General features: G+C 72.9%; 15 protein-coding genes. 7 read left to right on the top strand and 8 right to left on the bottom strand.

The annotated features are described in order from the left end of the window. Positions 1 to 2 precede the first annotated feature (2 nt). From FIP57_RS11465 to FIP57_RS11445, 5 genes are read right to left on the bottom strand one after another with little or no spacing between them, the layout of a single operon-like run. The gene (locus FIP57_RS11465) at positions 3 to 1391 is read right to left on the bottom strand and encodes an NAD(P)/FAD-dependent oxidoreductase (protein ID WP_148573625.1); all 1389 of its coding nucleotides are present in this window, start codon (positions 1389 to 1391) and stop codon (positions 3 to 5) included. Next, positions 1388 to 2485, bottom strand: a complete 1098-nt coding sequence (locus FIP57_RS11460; protein ID WP_148573624.1) for an ABC transporter ATP-binding protein — start codon at positions 2483 to 2485, stop codon at positions 1388 to 1390. The genes FIP57_RS11465 and FIP57_RS11460 overlap by 4 nt, the downstream gene beginning before the upstream one ends. Then, a complete protein-coding gene (locus tag FIP57_RS11455; RefSeq protein WP_148573623.1) occupies positions 2482 to 3300 on the bottom strand; it encodes an ABC transporter permease in 819 nt (272 codons plus the stop codon). The genes FIP57_RS11460 and FIP57_RS11455 overlap by 4 nt, the downstream gene beginning before the upstream one ends. Beyond that, a complete protein-coding gene (locus FIP57_RS11450; protein WP_148573622.1) occupies positions 3293 to 4237 on the bottom strand; it encodes an ABC transporter permease in 945 nt (314 codons plus the stop codon). The genes FIP57_RS11455 and FIP57_RS11450 overlap by 8 nt, the downstream gene beginning before the upstream one ends. Beyond that, positions 4237 to 5358, bottom strand: coding sequence for a polyamine ABC transporter substrate-binding protein (locus FIP57_RS11445; RefSeq protein ID WP_148573621.1), 1122 nt, complete (start codon positions 5356 to 5358; stop codon positions 4237 to 4239). Before FIP57_RS11445 ends, FIP57_RS11450 begins: the two co-directional genes overlap by 1 nt. Positions 5359 to 5558: 200 nt before the next feature. Between FIP57_RS11445 and FIP57_RS11440 the strand changes: the two genes are divergently transcribed. From FIP57_RS11440 to FIP57_RS11415, 5 genes are read left to right on the top strand one after another with little or no spacing between them, the layout of a single operon-like run. Further along, positions 5559 to 6173, top strand: coding sequence for a TetR/AcrR family transcriptional regulator (locus FIP57_RS11440; protein ID WP_148573620.1), 615 nt, complete (start codon positions 5559 to 5561; stop codon positions 6171 to 6173). Between the two features lie 30 nt (positions 6174 to 6203). Beyond that, positions 6204 to 7529 (top strand): glycosyltransferase, encoded by a 1326-nt coding sequence (locus FIP57_RS11435; RefSeq protein WP_148573619.1) that lies wholly within the window; start codon positions 6204 to 6206, stop codon positions 7527 to 7529. Further along, the gene (locus FIP57_RS11425) at positions 7526 to 8902 is read left to right on the top strand and encodes an aminoglycoside phosphotransferase (protein ID WP_162529777.1); all 1377 of its coding nucleotides are present in this window, start codon (positions 7526 to 7528) and stop codon (positions 8900 to 8902) included. Before FIP57_RS11435 ends, FIP57_RS11425 begins: the two co-directional genes overlap by 4 nt. Next, entirely contained in the window at positions 8899 to 9858 is a 960-nt protein-coding gene (locus tag FIP57_RS11420) for an SIS domain-containing protein (protein ID WP_148573616.1), read from the top strand. Before FIP57_RS11425 ends, FIP57_RS11420 begins: the two co-directional genes overlap by 4 nt. A 50-nt stretch (positions 9859 to 9908) precedes the next feature. Further along, the gene (locus FIP57_RS11415) at positions 9909 to 10136 is read left to right on the top strand and encodes a DUF7218 family protein (protein ID WP_148573615.1); all 228 of its coding nucleotides are present in this window, start codon (positions 9909 to 9911) and stop codon (positions 10134 to 10136) included. A gap of 27 nt (positions 10137 to 10163) precedes the next feature. Here the strand turns inward: FIP57_RS11415 and FIP57_RS11410 are convergent, their stop codons facing one another. Next, a complete protein-coding gene (locus FIP57_RS11410; protein ID WP_148573614.1) occupies positions 10164 to 11477 on the bottom strand; it encodes a threonine/serine exporter family protein in 1314 nt (437 codons plus the stop codon). Between the two features lie 131 nt (positions 11478 to 11608). Between FIP57_RS11410 and FIP57_RS11405 the strand changes: the two genes are divergently transcribed. Both FIP57_RS11405 and FIP57_RS11400 read left to right on the top strand, forming a co-directional pair. Further along, a complete protein-coding gene (locus FIP57_RS11405) occupies positions 11609 to 13066 on the top strand; it encodes an MFS transporter (protein WP_238993410.1) in 1458 nt (485 codons plus the stop codon). A 31-nt stretch (positions 13067 to 13097) separates the two neighbouring features. Continuing rightward, entirely contained in the window at positions 13098 to 13772 is a 675-nt protein-coding gene (locus tag FIP57_RS11400) for an SDR family oxidoreductase (protein WP_148573612.1), read from the top strand. Between the two features lie 26 nt (positions 13773 to 13798). Here FIP57_RS11400 and FIP57_RS11395 read toward each other — a convergent pair whose 3' ends face one another. Continuing rightward, positions 13799 to 14518, bottom strand: a complete 720-nt coding sequence (locus FIP57_RS11395) for a hypothetical protein (RefSeq protein ID WP_148573611.1) — start codon at positions 14516 to 14518, stop codon at positions 13799 to 13801. A 95-nt stretch (positions 14519 to 14613) separates the two neighbouring features. After that, positions 14614 to 15462 carry an EamA family transporter gene (locus FIP57_RS11390; protein ID WP_238993409.1) on the bottom strand — a complete coding sequence of 283 codons (849 nt, stop codon included), beginning with the start codon at positions 15460 to 15462 and terminating at the stop codon, positions 14614 to 14616. Positions 15463 to 15476 lie beyond the last annotated feature (14 nt).

Here is a 15476-nt window from a genome sequence, read left to right as displayed (position 1 = left end):
TCTCAGCTGTTGAAACCGACGCCGAAGCGGTCCATGGTCCGCAGCAACCGGCCGCGGCGGCCGGTCCTGTCCTCGCGCGCGAGCGCCGCCCGGGTGACCTGCACCGCCGGCCACCGGAGCGGCTCGGGCGGGAACGGCACGGGGCGCCGACGGACCAGCGGAACCGCGGTCCGCTCGGTCTCGCGTCCCGCCAGCAGGTCGAGCCCGACGCGGGCGCCGAACCGGGAGGCGGCGACGCCGAGCCCGGTGTAGCCGACGGCGTACGCCACCCGGCCGCCCATCGCGGTCCCGAAGACCGGCGTGAACCGCGAGGTGGTGTCGATCATCCCCGCCCAGCGGTGGGTGATCCGCACGTCCGACAGCTGCGGGAAGGTCTCCCGCAGGTGACGTGCGAGCAGCCGGTGGGACGCGTCGCGCTGCTCCTTGGCGGCGTCGCTGCCGTTGCCGAAGTAGTAGATCGCGTCGTAGCCGCCGAACAGGATCCGGTCGTCCGGGGTCCGCCGGTAGTAGTGGAACTGGTTGCCCGCGTCGGTGAGCCCCTGGTTCTCCCGCCACCCGATGCGCGCGAGCTGCTCGGCCGACAGCGGCTCGGTCGCGAGCACGTGGTCCCACACCGGCAGCACGTAGCTGCGCAGCCGGCGGAGCAGCGGCTTGAACGCGTTGGTCGCCAGGAGCACCTGGTCGGCACGGACGGCGCCGCTCGGCGTGACGCAGAGGACCGTGCCGTCGCGCTCCATGCGCATCACCGGCGAGGCCTCGTGCACGACCGCACCGCGCCGGACCGCCGCGTCGCGGAGCCCCAGGGTCAGCGCGACCGGGTCGACGAGGCCGCCGACGGTGGTCCGCAGGCCGGCGAGGTACGTCGGCGAGTCCACGTCGGCCCGCACCTGCTCGGCCGTGAGGTACGTCGACTCCTCCCCGTGCTCCCGCTGGAGGCCGGCCAGCCGCCGCAGCGCCTCGACCTCGTGCGGGCGGGTGGCGACCGTGGTCTTGCCGCAGAGCCGGAAGTCGGCGTCGATCTTCTCGTCGGCGACGAAGTCGTCGATCTCCCTGAGGTTCTGCCGCCCCAGCCGGACCAGCTCGCCGAGCTCGGACGGCCAGGTGGCCACACCGTGCGAGAGCCCGTGGGTCAGCGAGTCGGAGACGAAGCCGCCGTTGCGGCCGGAGGCTCCGGCCCCGACGTGGCCGCTCTCCAGCACCACGACCCTGCGCCCCGGGGCCTCGTCGAGCGCGACGATCGCGGCCCACAGCCCGGTGAGCCCGCCGCCGACGACCACGAGGTCGGCGGTCGTGGCGCCGACGAGGGGCTCGGGCGCGGTGCGCTCGCGCCCCTCCCACCAGACCGGCCGCGGCGCGGCCTCGGCGAGCGGGTCACCTGCCCCTGACGTCACCGGCCGGACCCCGAGACGACGACCGCGGTGTCCCACGCGAGGGACACGGCGTCGCCGCGCGCCAGCGGCGGCACGCCCGGCACCGCGACACGGAAGGGCGCGTCGAGCCCGGGGACGGTCACGGCCACGTGGGTCCCGCCGCCCTGGAAGGTTACGTCGGCGACGACGCCGTCGAGCACCCCGGTGCCGGGGTCACCGATCCGGACGTCCTCCGGCCGCACCACGAGGCACGCCGCATCGTCGGCGCTCTGGCGCCGCGCCTCGCTCACCGGCAGCATCCCGACCGCCGTGCGGAACGACGTGCCGTCCCACCGGCCGGCCACGAGGTTGCTGGTGCCGATGAACCCCGCGACGAAGAGGTTCGCGGGGTGGCGGTAGAGCTCGACCGGGCCGGCCACCTGCTGCACCCGCCCGCCGTCGAGCACGGCGATCCGGTCGGCCATCGACATCGCCTCCTCCTGGTCGTGGGTGACCACGACGAAGGTGATGCCGACCTCGTGCTGGAGCCGCTTGAGCTCGAGCTGCATCTCGGCGCGGACCTTGCGGTCGAGCGCGGACAGCGGCTCGTCGAGGAGGAGGAGCCGGGGCCGCTTCACGATGGCCCGGGCCAGGGCGACCCGCTGCCGCTGCCCTCCCGAGAGCTGCGCAGGACGCCGCTTCGCCAGCGCCGCCAGCCCGACGGTCTCGAGGACCTCGTCGACCCGCTGGCGCACCTCGGCCTTGGGCAGCCGCTCCCGCTCCAGCCCGTAGGCGACGTTCTTCTCCACCGACATGTGCGGGAAGAGCGCGTAGGACTGGAACATCAGGTTGACCGGACGCCGGTTCGGCGGGAGCCCGAGCAGGTCGTCGCCGCCGAGCCGGATGGAGCCGGAGTCGGGGCTCTCGAACCCGGCGATCGACCGCAGCAGCGTGGTCTTCCCACAACCGGAGGGGCCGAGCAGCGCGAAGAACTCGTTCTCCGCAATTGTCAGCGAGACACCATCCAGCGCGACCACTTCACCGAAGGCACGGCTCACGCCGTCGATCTCCAGCAGGGGCGTGCGTGGCGCCGTCGCCGCCGTGGGCTGCGCGGTGGCGGGAGGGCTCTCGATCATGGTCGCTCCTTGACGCGGATCGCCCGGGCGGCGACCACGACGACCAGGACGCTGACCGCGACGAGCACCGTCGCGAGCGCGTTGATCTCCGGGGTGACACCGGTCCGGACCATCGAGTAGACGGCGATCGGAAGGGTCTGGGTGGTCGGTCCTGCGGTGAAGAAGGCGATCACGAACTCGTCGAGCGACAACGTGAAGACCAGCAGCGCACCGGCCACGACGGCCGGGGCGATGGAGGGCAGCGTGATCCGAACGAACGTCGTGAACCCACCGGCCCCGAGGTCGCGGGACGCCTCCTCCTGGCTCGAGTCCATGCCGGCGAGCCGCGCCCTGACGACCGCGACGACGAAGGCGGTGCCGAAGGCGGCGTGGGCGAGGAGCACGGTGAACGTGCTCTTCGGGACCGAGGCGACGTAGAAGAACGAGAGCAGCCCGATGGCCAGCAGCAGGTCCGGGAGGATCGCCGGCGCCATCGCGGACGCCTCCAGCAGCCGCGACCGCGTGTGCCGGGCGAGCCCGACGGCGAGCAGCGTGCCGAGGACGGTGGCGACGACGGTCGCGCCACCGGCCACCAGCAACGAGGTCACGGCCGCGCTCTTGAGCCGCCCGTCGCCGGCCAGCTCGGCGTACCAGCGGAAGCTGAAGCCGTCCCAGGTGAACGCCGAGCCGCCGCCGTTGAACGACATCGCGACCAGGACCGCGATCGGGACGTAGAGGAAGCCGAAGCAGATCACCAGCGGGACCCAGAGCCCGCCGAGCCCGCCGGACCTGCGGGGCGGCGAGGAGGCCACCGTGCGCGCGAGCGTGTCAGCCATGGCGTGCCGGCCCTTCGATCCGCCGTGTCACCACGGCCTGGACGAGGAACAGGCCGAGCAGCGCGACGACGACGACCATCGCGAGGACCGAGCCGAAGGGCCAGTCCTGGGCGCGCAGGAACTGGTCGCGGATCAGGTTGCCGACCATCACGGTCTTCCCTCCGCCGAGGAGCTCGGGGACCACGAAGTTCCCCAGACTCGGGACGAACACGAGGATGCAGCCGGTCATCACGCCGGGCAGGGTGAGCGGCAGCTGCACGCTCCAGAAGGTGCGCAGCCGGCTCGCGCCGAGGTTCGCCGACGCCTCGAGGAGCTCGCGGTCGAGCCGCTCGATGGCGGCGTAGATCGGCAGGATCATCAGCGGCAGGTAGACGTAGACCAGCCCGACCACCACGGCGCCGTCGGTGTAGAGCAGCCCGACGCGCTCGTCGATGATCCCCAGCCCGTGCAGGGCGTCGTTGACCAGCCCCTGGCTGTTGAGCAGGACGATCCAGGCGTACATCCGGATCAGGAAGTTGGTCCAGAACGGCACCACGACGAGCACCAGGGCGACGGTGCGCCACCGCCCGGGGAGCCGCGAGATCGCATAGGCCGTCGGGTAGCCGATCAGCAGCGCGACGAAGGTCGCGAGGAGCGCGATCCCGACCGAGCTGCGGAGCACCTCGAGGTAGAGCGGCTCTAGGGCCCGCGAGTAGTTCGAGAGGTCGAGTCCCCACTCGACCCCGCCGAACCGGCCGCGGGTGGCGACCGAGTACGCCAGCACCAGCCCGACCGGGCAGGCGACCAGGAACGCGTAGAACAGGAGCCCCGGGGTGAGGAGGACGAACGCCTCCCGCCGCGACGCCAGGCGGGCCAGCAGCAGCCGGCGCCGGTCGGTGGTGGCTCCGGCCGGGACGCGACGGGGGACGCGCCCGGCCGGAGCCGGCTGGTTGGTCATCAGGAGGCCGTGACCTCGGTGATGATCTGGTTGTAGAGCGAGGCCGCGTCACCGATGTCGGTCATGTTCTCGCCCTCGAGCATCTCCTCCCGGCGCTCGCCGAGGGTGGTGAACTGCTGGGTGAGCTTCTTCGGCAGCGAGTCCATCGCGGCCTTGTTCGGCACGCCGTAGAGGATGTTCTCCGCCGCCCAGGCGTGGTTCTCCGCATCGAGGATCGTGTCGATGAAGGCGTACGCCGCCTCCTTGCTCTTCGACGACTTCAGGATCGCCATCCCGTCGACGAAGAGGTCCGACCCCTCCTCGGGGACGACGAACTTGATGTCCGGGTTCTCGGCGATGCCGTAGTTGCACCAGCCGTCCCAGGCCTCGACCATCACGGCCTCGCCGCTGATCAGCCGCTCGTAGAAGGTGGTGTCGTCGTAGGCGAGGAGGTTGGGCTTGGCCTTCAGCATCAGCTGCTTGACCTCCTCCATCTCGTCGGGGTCGGTCGTGTTCAGCGAGTAGCCGAGGGCCTTCTGCGCCGGCAGCACCGCCCAGCGCTCGGTGCCCATCATCGTGACCTTGCCCTTGTACTTGTCCTCGGGCTCGAGGAGGTCCATCCAGCTGGTCGGCGCCTCGTCGACGAGGTCCTCGCGGTAGCAGATGCCGGTGGTGCCCCAGGTGTACGGCGCCCAGTAGGTCTGGCCGTCGACCTCGGAGATCTCCTGCGCCTTCGGGTCGAGGTTCTCCCAGTTCTCGAGGTACTGCGGGTCGATCGGCTCGAGCAGCCCCTCCTTGGCGAACGCCTCGAGGAACGGCTGCGAACCGAAGATCACGTCGAGCCCCTCGCCGCCGGAGCCGGTCACCTTGGCGACCATCTCCTCGTTCGTCGCGTGCTCGGTGACCTTGACGGTCGCGCCGGTCTCCTCCTTCACGAGCTCGGCGATGTTCTCGGGCATGTACTCGGCCCAGTTGGTGACGACGATCTCCTGGCCGCTGAGGTCGGCCTCGGTGTCGATCGCCGTGGGCTCCTCGGCACTGCCGCCCTCGTCGTCACCGCCGCAGGCGGACAGGGCCAGCGCCAGCGAGCTGGCGACGGCGACCGGGAAGGCGGCGCGCCTGCGCCACACCGTGCTCTTCATCTGGATCTCCGCTTCTCCCCCGACGGCCCGACGCCCCCACGACGCCGGTTCCGCAGAAGATTGCAGCATCGTTCAGATTTCGCAAGACCCGAAACATGCTGTTCACACACGCATCCGGACCATTTTCTGAATGAACCTTCAAATTCCGCTCGGGTCGTGACACAGTGACGCCCACCCCGAGGGAGGAGGGACGCGTCCCCATGGCCAACGGCCGTCAGCAGCGCCGCGAACGGCTGCTCGCAGCAGCCCAGCGCGCCGTCGTCATGCACGGCGCCGACGTGCGGCTGAAGGACATCGCCGACATGGCGGGGCTGACGTCGGGCGCGATCCTCTACCACTTCCCCGACGTCCAGACGCTGCTGGTCGAGGCGAACCGCGCGGTGATGGAGCGGTTCCTCGACAACCGCGTCCGCGCGGTCCAGGGGCTGTCGTCGCCGGCGGAGAAGCTCGTCGTCACGGTTGCCTCCGGGCTCCCGCGCGACTCCGACGACGACGACGTGAAGCTGCTCTGCGCGCTCGGCGGCGCAGCGTCGCGCTACCCGGTGTACGCCGCGATGCTCACCGCCCTCTACGACCGCCAGGTCGCGATGTACCAGATCATCCTCGAGTCCGGCGCGGCCAGCGGCACGTTCACGCTGCAGCACGACTCGCAGACGATCGGCCGCAACATCGTCGCCCTCGAGGACGCCTACGGCTACCGGATGGCCGCCCGCCACGCGACGATCGACCACGCGGTCGCCACCGAGCTGATCCTCGACTACGCGCGGCTCGCCACGTCGCACCCCCTCGACGTCCCTGCCACCGTGCCCGCCTGACCGACCCACCTGAGACACAGGAGAACCGCCATGCCGGACCAGCCCGCAGCCCGCAGCCTCACCGTGCTCTTCCTGCCCGAGTCGGCCTACGGGCCGACCAACCAGTGCATCGGCCTGGGCGACCTCCTCGTCAAGCGCGGCCACCGCGTCGTGTTCGCCTCGGAGTCCTCGTGGGCCGGCAAGCTCGAGCCGCTCGGCTTCGAGGAGCGGCTCGTCGACCTCGCCGCCCCCGACCCGGACGCGGGCGAGGAGGACGCCGGCCAGTTCTGGACCGACTTCATCGCCGAGACCGCCCCGGAGTTCCGCAAGACCACGACCGAGCAGCTCTCGACGTTCGTCAAGCCGACGTACCAGGCCCTGATCGACGGCGCGGTGTACGCCGAGCCGGCGCTGAAGAAGATCATCGACGAGGTCCGCCCCGACGTCCTCGTCGAGGACAACGTCGTGCTGTTCCCGGCGCTCGCCACCAGCGGCGCGCCCTTCGTGCGCATCGTCTCCTGCAACCCGCTCGAGGTGCCGGGCGACAGCATCGCGCCCCCGCTGTCAGGGCTCGCGCAGGACGACCCGGCCTCGTGGGCGCCGTTCCGCGAGGAGTTCGAGCGCACCCACAAGGAGATGTGGGAGACGTTCAACGCCTGGGTGGTCGAGCAGGGTGCGGCACCGCTCCCCTACCTGGAGTTCATGCCGCGCGACAACGCCGCGAACATCTACGTCTTCCCGGAGGAGGCCGACTACGTCGACCGCCGCCCGCTCGACGGCTCCTGGCACCGGATCGACTCCAGCGTGCGCCGCACCGACGACGAGTACGTCCTGCCCGAGGCCGTCGCGGACCGCCCCGAGGGCTCGGCGCTCGTCTACGTCTCGCTCGGCTCGCTCGGCGGCGCCGACGTCGAGCTGATGCAGCGGCTCGTCGACGCCCTCGCCGACAGCCCTCACCGGTTCATCGTGAGCAAGGGCCCCCAGGCCGACAGGATCAAGCTGGCCGACAACATGGTCGGCGAGCAGACGCTCCCGCAGACCAAGGTGATCCCGCAGGTCGACCTGGTGGTGACCCACGGCGGGAACAACACCACGACCGAGTCGCTGCACTTCGGCAAGCCGATGGTGCTGCTCCCGCTGTTCTGGGACCAGTACGACAACGCCCAGCGCATGCACGAGCTCGGCTTCGGCGTCCGGCTCGCCACCTACGAGTTCACGCCGGAGGAGCTCAACGGCGCCATCGAGCGCCTGCTCGGCGACACGGAGCTGCGCGCGCGGATGGACGCGATGGGGGCCCGGATCCGGGAGCGCGACGGGCTGACCCGCGGCGCCGACATCATCGAGCAGGTCGGGCTGTCGCACGCCCCCGCGAGGTGACGGACGCGGCTTCCCGGCCGCGCGGCGTCGTCGACCTGCCCCGCGCGGTGGCCCGCGCAGGATGGTCCGCACTGCTGCCCGCCCACCGGTCCGACGGGGACGAGCAGCCCGCGGGCCCGCCGGCGCTGGCCGACGCGCTCCCGCTCGGCCCGCACACGTGGCTCGCCGTGGTGCTCGACGACCGGGGGCGCAGCTACCCCGTGCCGCTGGTCGCCGACGGCTCCGGGGTGCGCCGGGCACGCCAGGGTGACGGGGCGTCCGAGGCCCTGCTCGCCCTCCTCGCGGGCGGCTCCCGCCGCGACGGCGCCTTCGTCGTCACCGCGTGGCACGCCGACCCGGTGGCCGGCGAGCGGGCCGTGACCGTCGACCAGACCAACGAGTCCGTGGTCGTCGGGGAGCAAGCGGTCGTCAAGTGGACCTTCCTCGCCGAGCCCGGGCCGCACCCCGCGCCGACCGTGCTCGCCGAGCTGGTGCGCCGCCGGTTCAGCGGGACGCCGCGCCCGTGGGGGTTCGTCGAGTGGCGCCCCGGCGGCGGGGTCGCGCCGAGGCTCGTCGCCTCCGTCGTCTCCTTCCTGCCCGGCGTCACCGACGGCTGGACCTGGGCCGTCGACGACCTGCGTCAAGCGGTCCAGGAGGGGTCGGAGCAGCGGGTCGCCGACAGCGGCGGCTGCGCCGGCGAGCTCGTCGCCCAGCTGCACGTCGCGCTGGCCGATCACGCTCGGCCGGCCGCAGCCGAGGAGGTCGCCGACTGGCGCACCGCGGCCGAGCACGACGTGGAGCGCGCCCTCGCGGTGACCCGTGGGCCCGCGCACGACCTCCTCGCCAGCGCCGCGCCCCGGCTGCGCGCCGCGCTCGCCGAGGGGTGGGCCGCGGCGACCGCGCGCGAGGCGCTCGTGACCCGCGTCCACGGAGACCTGCACGTCGGCCAGCTGCTGCGCCGGGCGGTGCCGGGCACTGCGGGGACGGGGAGGGGCGATGGGACGGGGCGGCTCGAGTACGTCGTGACCGACTTCGACGGGAACCCCGTCGTGGCTCCCGAGGAGCGGCTGGCGCTGCGACCGGCCGCCCTCGACGTCGCCGGCATGGTCCAGTCGCTGCACCACGCCGCCCTCGTCCTGCGCCGCCACGAGCCGCACCACGACGCGGAGGTCGTCGCCCGGCTCGCCCGCGCGCAGCAGCAGGCGTTCCTCGCCGGCTACCGCGCGACCACCGCGGGCGCTGGACGCAGGGAGCTCCTCGAGCCCGCGCTGGTCCGGCCGTTCCGGCTCCAGCAGGTGTGCCGGGAGTTCGTCTACGCCGCCACCCACCTACCCCGGTGGGAGTACGTCCCCGTGGCCGCGCTGCCGGCCCTTCTCGAGGAGGTGGACCGATGAGCCCCGAAGGGTTCCTCGCCGACCTGCACCGCAAGCCCGAGGTGCTGGCGGCGCTCGCCGACCGGCTGCGCGCCGAGGACCCGTGGGCCCCGACCGGACCGGCGCCGGAACGGGTCGTCCTGCTGGGCATGGGCTCCTCCGCCTACGCGGCCTCTGTCGCCGCGGCCCGGCTCCGCGCCCGCGGCGTCGTCGCGGTGGCCGAGCTGGCGAGCAGCGACCTCGTCCCGTCGTGGGGCCCGGGGACGCTGGTGGTCGCGATCTCGGCCACGGGATCCTCGCGCGAGACCCTCGACGCCCTCGACCGGCTCCCCGCCGGCTGCCGGACGGTCGCCCTGACCAACACCCCGGGGTCGCCGCTGACCGAGCGGTGCGACGCCACGGTGCTCATGGAGGCCGGGCCCGAGGTCGGCGGTGTCGCGTGCCGGAGCTTCCAGCACACGCTGGTCCAGCTCCTCGCCCTCGAGGCCCGGCTGACCGGCGGCGACCGCGGGGCGCTGGCCACCACGGTCGCGAAGGCGGCGGAGGCCTCGGCCGCCCTGCTGGACGGCACGAGCAGCTGGCTGCCCGCGGTGACCGGGTTGCTCGACGGGCCGCACGGGGTACACCTCGCCGCACCCGCACGCCGACTCTCCTCGGCGCAGCAGTCCGCGCTGATGCTCCGCGAGGGGCCGCGCCGCGCCGCCGTCGGCTGCGAGGCCGGCGACTGGGCGCACGTCGACGTCTACCTGACCAAGAACACCGACTACCGGCTGCTCGTCTTCGCCGGGTCGCGGTGGGACGACGGGATCCTCGAGTGGACCCGCCCGCGCGGCACCAAGGTGGTCGCGGTCGGAGGGGCGTTCCCCGCCGCGTCGTACGTGCTCCGCTACCCGCACGACGACGAGGACGACGTACGGCTGCTCGCGGAGGTGCTCCCGGTCGAGCTGGTCGCCGCCCACCTGTGGCTGGGTGCGTGACGAGCGCCGCCTCCGGGTAAGTGTCGCGCTGAAACGAACGGAGGGCCGCGATGCCGAGCAAGTCAGCGAACGTCAAGAACGAGAAGCAGTACGAGGCGCTCAAGGACAAGGGGATGTCCAAGGAGCGCGCCGCCAAGATCGCCAACACGCCCGACGCCTCGAAGAAGGGCGGCAAGAAGAGCGGCTCGGGCGGCGACAGCTCCCAGGGCGGGACGACGGCCCAGAAGAAGAAGGCCGGCAGCAAGGGCGGCAAGGCGACCGCCAAGAAGAACAGCTAGCGGAAGCCCGACTGCGCAGCCGGTCGTTCAGCCACGCCCCGCGGCCCGTCGTACGGCGCGCACGCGGAGCGGGCCGACCAGGCGCGGGCCGGAGAGCCGGGTCTCCAGCTTGCGGGCCTCGCGCTTGAGCGGCTGTGCGATGTACTGGCCGAGGATCACCCCGGCCGCCAGGGCGATCGCCGTCGCGCCGGCCGTGGCCAGGTGGAGCATCCCGTTGCCCCCGTCGGCCAGCCCGGCGAGGCCGCGGAAGATCGCGAGCCCGGGGAGCAGCGGCACGATCGCCGGCACGACGACGACCAGCGGCGGCACCCGCACGCGACCGGCCACCGAGTAGCTCACGACGCCGATGAACACCGCGGCCACCGCCGACGCCCATGGGCGGCCCACCTCGACGCTGCCCACGGCGGCGTACGCACCGGTGCCCAACGCGCCGACCGCCGCGACCGGGAGCAGCGCCCGGAGCGGTGCGTAGGAGGAGAACGCGAAGGCGGCGGCCGTCACGCCTGCGCCGAACGCCATCATGGAGGCCTCCGCGAGACCGATGGCGCCGGGCTGCACGCGGCCGAGCTCGAAGCCGAGCAGCTCGCCGACGGTCAGGCCGAGGCTCACCCCGGCCAGGATCCCGGCCGTCAGCAGCACGACCTCCATCATCCGGGCCGACGCGGTGAGCGGGAACCCGGTGAGCGCGTCCTGGGTCGCACCCATGAAGCCGATCCCGGCGAGCAGCATGACGATCCCGGCCGTGACGACGTGGGACGGGTTCACCCCGACGCCGGTGGCCGCGGCGCCGACCGCGAGCAGCGTCGCGACCGCGCCGCCCGCGACCTGCTGGTAGAAGATCGGGAACCGACGCACGGTCAGGTACCGCTGGATCCGGTCGATCAGGCAGGCGGCGACGAAGGCGAGCGCGATCACCAGCAGCTCGCCACCGAGCAGCACGGCGACACCGGCGCCCATCACGCCCCACCCCAACGTCACCGCCCAGCGGGGCCGGCGGTGGCCGGACGAGGTCAGCCGGTTCATCTGCGTGCGCGCCTCGTCACGGTCGATCACCCCGGTGACGAGGTCGCGGACGAGGTGGTCGACGAGCGTGAGGTCCTCGTAGTCGATCTCGCGGTGGGTCACGTGCCGCACCTGCACGACGGCCGGCCCCTCCCCGACCGGGTGGTGGACCAGCGACACCTCGGTGAACGTCACGTCGGCGGAGACCCCGCGGAGCCCCAGCGCGTGGGTGACCGAGAGCATCGTCGCGGTCACGTCGGCCGCCCCGGCACCGGACGAGAGCAGCATCTCGCCGATCCGCAGCGCGAGGTCGAGGGTCTTGTAGGTGTCGTCGGGCATCGCCCCTCGATTGTCGGGTGCTTGCCCGCAAGGCTCCAAAGGGAGGGGTGAGTCGTACCTCACGGAGACAGCGGGGCGACGCCATGGTCCACTGGATCGTTGCACGATACACACGATTCGAAGGACCCCGCTTGAGCTCCGCGCACACCCCCAGCTCGCCCGCCACCTCCACCGCCACCGACCGCGCCCTGGTCACCGTCGTCGTCCTCTGCTTCGGCGGCATGGCCGCCTCGTTGATGCAGACGCTCGTCATCCCGATCCAGGGACAGCTCCCCGAGCTGCTGGACACCTCGCCGGCCAACGCCTCCTGGGTGGTCACCGCGACGCTCCTCGGCTCGGCGGTGGCGATGCCGATCGCCGGCAGCCTGGGCGACCTCTTCGGCAAGCAGCGGGCCCTGGTCGGCAGCGCAGCGGTGCTGCTCCTGGGCTCGGCGGTCTGCGCGATGTCCGACGCCCTGCTCCCGATGCTCGTGGGCCGCGCCCTGCAGGGGCTGGCCATGGGGTTCGTCCCGGTCGGCATCAGCCTGATGCGCGAGGTGACGCCGCCGCGCCTGACGGGCACCGCGATCGCGTCGATGAGCGCCACCCTCGGCGTCGGCGGGGCGATCGGGCTCCCGCTCTCCGCCTGGATCGCCGACGGGTGGGGGTGGCACGCGCTGTTCTGGGTCTCCGTGGGGCTCGCCGCCCTGATGGTGCTGAGCACGGTGTTCCTCGTCCCGCACGTCCACGACGCCAACGGGGGCCACTTCGACGTGGTCGGCGCGCTCGGCCTCACGGCCGGGCTCGTGGCCTTCCTGGTCGGCATCTCCAAGGCGAACGAGTGGGGCTGGGACAGCGGGCGCACCTGGGGCGCGATGGCGGGCGGCGTCCTGCTGCTCGCGGTCTGGGCGCGCTTCGAGCTCACCCGCGACGAGCCGCTCTGCGACCTGCGCGTGACCGCACGCAAGCCTGTCCTGCTCACCAACCTCGCGGCGGTCGCGGTCGGCTTCGGGATGATGGCCCAGGCGATCGTCGTCCCCCAGCTCCTCGAGCTGCCCGAGGCGACCGGCTACGGGCTCGGCCAGACGGTCCTCCAGGCGGGGCTCTGGATGGCGCCGGGCGGGCTGATGATGCTGGTGTTCGCACCGGTGTCGGCGCGGCTGATGCGGGACGCCGGCGCGAAGGTGACGCTGATGATCGGGGCCGCCGTGCTCGGCTCCGGGTACCTGCTGGCGGCGTTCATGATGGACGCCCCGTGGCAGCTGCTCGTCGCCTCGTGCGTGGCCTCCGCCGGTGTCGGGATCGGCTACGCCGCGATGCCGACGCTGATCATGGACGCCGTCCCGCTGCACGAAGCCGGCTCGGCCGTCGGGATCAACGGGCTGATGCGCTCGATCGGCACCACGACCGCCTCCGCGGTGATGGTCGCGCTCCTGACCAGCTCGACCACGTCGATGGGCGCCTTCGAGCTCCCGTCCCGCTCCGCCTTCCAGCTCTGTTTCCTCGTCGGCGCCGCCGCGGCCTTCCTGGGCATCGCGATCGCCGCGCTGGTCCCGCGGTCGGCCGACGCCGCCGAGGTGGAGCCCGTCGCCGTCCGCGCCACCGACTGATCCTCAGGCGGTGCGGGCTACGTTGGCCGGCATGAGTCGAGTAGCCGTCGTCGGGGGCCACGGACAGGTGGCCCGCCAGCTCCACCCGCTGCTGGTCGAGGCCGGCCACACGCCGGTCGCGCTGGTCCGCAAGGAGGAGCAGCGCCCCGAGCTGGAGGCCGCCGGCGCCGAGGTGCGGCTCCTGGACATCGAGAACCAGCACGCCGACGGCTTCGCCGAGGTGTTCGCCGGGTGCGACGCGGTGGTCTTCGCCGCCGGCGGCGGCCCGGACGGCAACATCGACCGCAAGCGCACCGTCGACCTCGAGGGGTCGCTGAAGTCGATCGCCGCCGCGCAGACCACCGGCATCCGCCGGTTCGTGCAGGTCTCCGCCATCGGCGTCGACAACGAGCTGCCCGACGACACCCAGGAGGTCTGGAGGGCGTACGTCGAAGCCAAGCGCGGTGCCGACCGAGCCCTCCGCGAGAGCGACCTCGACTGGACGATCCTGCGGCCGGGCGGCCTCACCGACGACCCTGCCACCGGCTCCGTGCTGCTCGCCGAGGAGGTCGAGCGCGGCACCATCCCCCGCGCCGACGTGGCGGCCGTGATCGTCGCGGTGCTCGACGACGAGCGCGCCGTGCGCAAGCAGTGGGAGCTCGTCGGCGGCGACGTCCCGGTGGCGGACGCGGTGACCCGCGCCGTCGAGGGCGCCGGGCGCGGCTGACCCTCCCCGCCAGCAGGAGTCGACGGTCAGGTGTGGGCGACCCGGTCGACCTTGTCGTGGTAGCGGTGGCCGACCTTCCCGCCCAGCATCGCAGCGAGCAGCGTCAGCACCACCACGGCGACCGCGGTGATCGCGCCGCCCCAGCTGAGCTGGTCGGTGGAGATCGGGATCCGCGGCAGGTCGACGCGGTCGAGGATGTTGTACTCCGAGCCGAACAGCGCACCGAGCCCGATCGCGAGGATCGTGACGACGAGGCCGATCAGCCAGACGCCGAGCCCCTGCCGGCCTCCGTCGAACCGGGACATCCGGCCGGCCACGTAGCCGCCGGTGTAGTAGGCGAGCGCCAGCACGACGAGCAGCACCACCGCGGCGGTGATCCCGATGGTGCCGGCCTGCCGCTCGGCGTCGGTCTGGGTCACGTCCTGGCCGGAGCCGACCGCCGCGACGACCGCCCCGACGATGCTGGTCAGCAGGATCGTCAACGCGATCGCGACGAGCCAGCCGAAGAACGAGGCGCCCCAGTTCGTCCCGCCGAACCGGTCCTTCGCCTCGACGTGGCCGCGGTGCGGGGCGGGGGCCCCGAGGGCGGCCGCACCCGAGCGGTCCTTGGCGTGGTCGGGGCCGACCGGGTGGGTCCCCCGGGTCTCGGCCGTGCCGCCCGCCGTACCGGTCGTGCCGGCGTCGTGGGTGTGGTGCGTGTCGTGGGTGTCGGCAGCGGTGGCGCCGCCGTTCTTGCGCAGCTTCATGACTGACCCCTCCAGGTGCGGCACAGGGAAGGCCTGTGGCAGGTGTGACCGCTGACACTCCAGAGGTACCCTCCGGCGGTACGGGGCAACCCTGGTCAGTCCGGGGCCACCGCCACCCGGGTCGCTCGCCGTGCGACGCCGGCGCTCGCGAGGACGATGCAGGCGACCGCGGCGTACTGGCCGAGGCCGAGCTCCTCACCGAGCAGCAGGAGCCCGGCCATCGCGCCCGCCGCCGGCTCGAGGCTCATCAGCGTCCCGAAGACGTGCGTCGGGATGGTTCGCAGCGCGATCAGCTCCAGGCTGTACGGCACGACCGAGGAGAGCAGCCCGGCGACCGCACCGGTCACCAGCACCGAGGTGTCGAGGAGGTCGCCGCCGGCGGCCGGGACGGCGTAGAACCCGAGCCCCACGGCGCCGACCAGGCTGGCGACCGCCAGGCCGGAGAGCCCCGGCCAGACCCGTCCGGTCGCCGCGCTCAGCAGGATGTACGCCGCCCAGCAGCCGGCCGCGAGCAGGGCGAAGAGGACCCCGGCGAGGGTGACCCCCGACCGTTCGAACCCGAGCAGCGCCACCCCCGCGCCCGCGAGCAGGACCCACAAGGCGTCGGAGCGTCGTCGGCCGGTCGCCAGCGCCACGCTCAGCGGCCCCAGCAGCTCGATCGCCACCGCGAGGCCGAGCGGGATGCGCGCGAAGGCCTGGTAGAACGCCCAGTTCATCAAGGCCAGCACCGCGCCGAACGCCAGCGCGACGAGCAGGTCGTGGCGGGTGCGCCCCGCGAACCGCGGACGCACGAAGGCGAGCAGCACCAGCGCCGCGGTGGCCAGCCGGACCCACACCATCGTGGTGGGAGTCGCCTCGTCGAACGCCCCCTTGGAGAGCGCGGCACCGACCTGCACCGACACGATGCCGGCCAGGACGAGCCCCACCGGGCCGGGTGAACGCACGGTCGGTGAAGGTA

The sequence above is a fragment of the Nocardioides caldifontis genome (genome assembly GCF_008087345.1).
Classification (GTDB): domain Bacteria; phylum Actinomycetota; class Actinomycetes; order Propionibacteriales; family Nocardioidaceae; genus Marmoricola_A; species Marmoricola_A caldifontis.
Note: the sequence above shows the minus strand (reverse complement) of the source record. Positions and strands in the feature narration are given on the sequence as shown.

Coding starts and splice junctions, on each gene's coding strand:
- FIP57_RS11395 (WP_148573611.1), bottom strand. CDS start 14,518: ATGAAGCTGCGCAAGAACGGCGGCGCCACCGCTGCCGACACCCACGAC.
- FIP57_RS11415 (WP_148573615.1), top strand. CDS start 9,909: ATGCCGAGCAAGTCAGCGAACGTCAAGAACGAGAAGCAGTACGAGGCG.
- FIP57_RS11450 (WP_148573622.1), bottom strand. CDS start 4,237: ATGACCAACCAGCCGGCTCCGGCCGGGCGCGTCCCCCGTCGCGTCCCG.
- FIP57_RS11455 (WP_148573623.1), bottom strand. CDS start 3,300: ATGGCTGACACGCTCGCGCGCACGGTGGCCTCCTCGCCGCCCCGCAGG.
- FIP57_RS11440 (WP_148573620.1), top strand. CDS start 5,559: ATGGCCAACGGCCGTCAGCAGCGCCGCGAACGGCTGCTCGCAGCAGCC.
- FIP57_RS11460 (WP_148573624.1), bottom strand. CDS start 2,485: ATGATCGAGAGCCCTCCCGCCACCGCGCAGCCCACGGCGGCGACGGCG.
- FIP57_RS11435 (WP_148573619.1), top strand. CDS start 6,204: ATGCCGGACCAGCCCGCAGCCCGCAGCCTCACCGTGCTCTTCCTGCCC.
- FIP57_RS11420 (WP_148573616.1), top strand. CDS start 8,899: ATGAGCCCCGAAGGGTTCCTCGCCGACCTGCACCGCAAGCCCGAGGTG.
- FIP57_RS11410 (WP_148573614.1), bottom strand. CDS start 11,477: ATGCCCGACGACACCTACAAGACCCTCGACCTCGCGCTGCGGATCGGC.
- FIP57_RS11400 (WP_148573612.1), top strand. CDS start 13,098: ATGAGTCGAGTAGCCGTCGTCGGGGGCCACGGACAGGTGGCCCGCCAG.
- FIP57_RS11445 (WP_148573621.1), bottom strand. CDS start 5,358: ATGAAGAGCACGGTGTGGCGCAGGCGCGCCGCCTTCCCGGTCGCCGTC.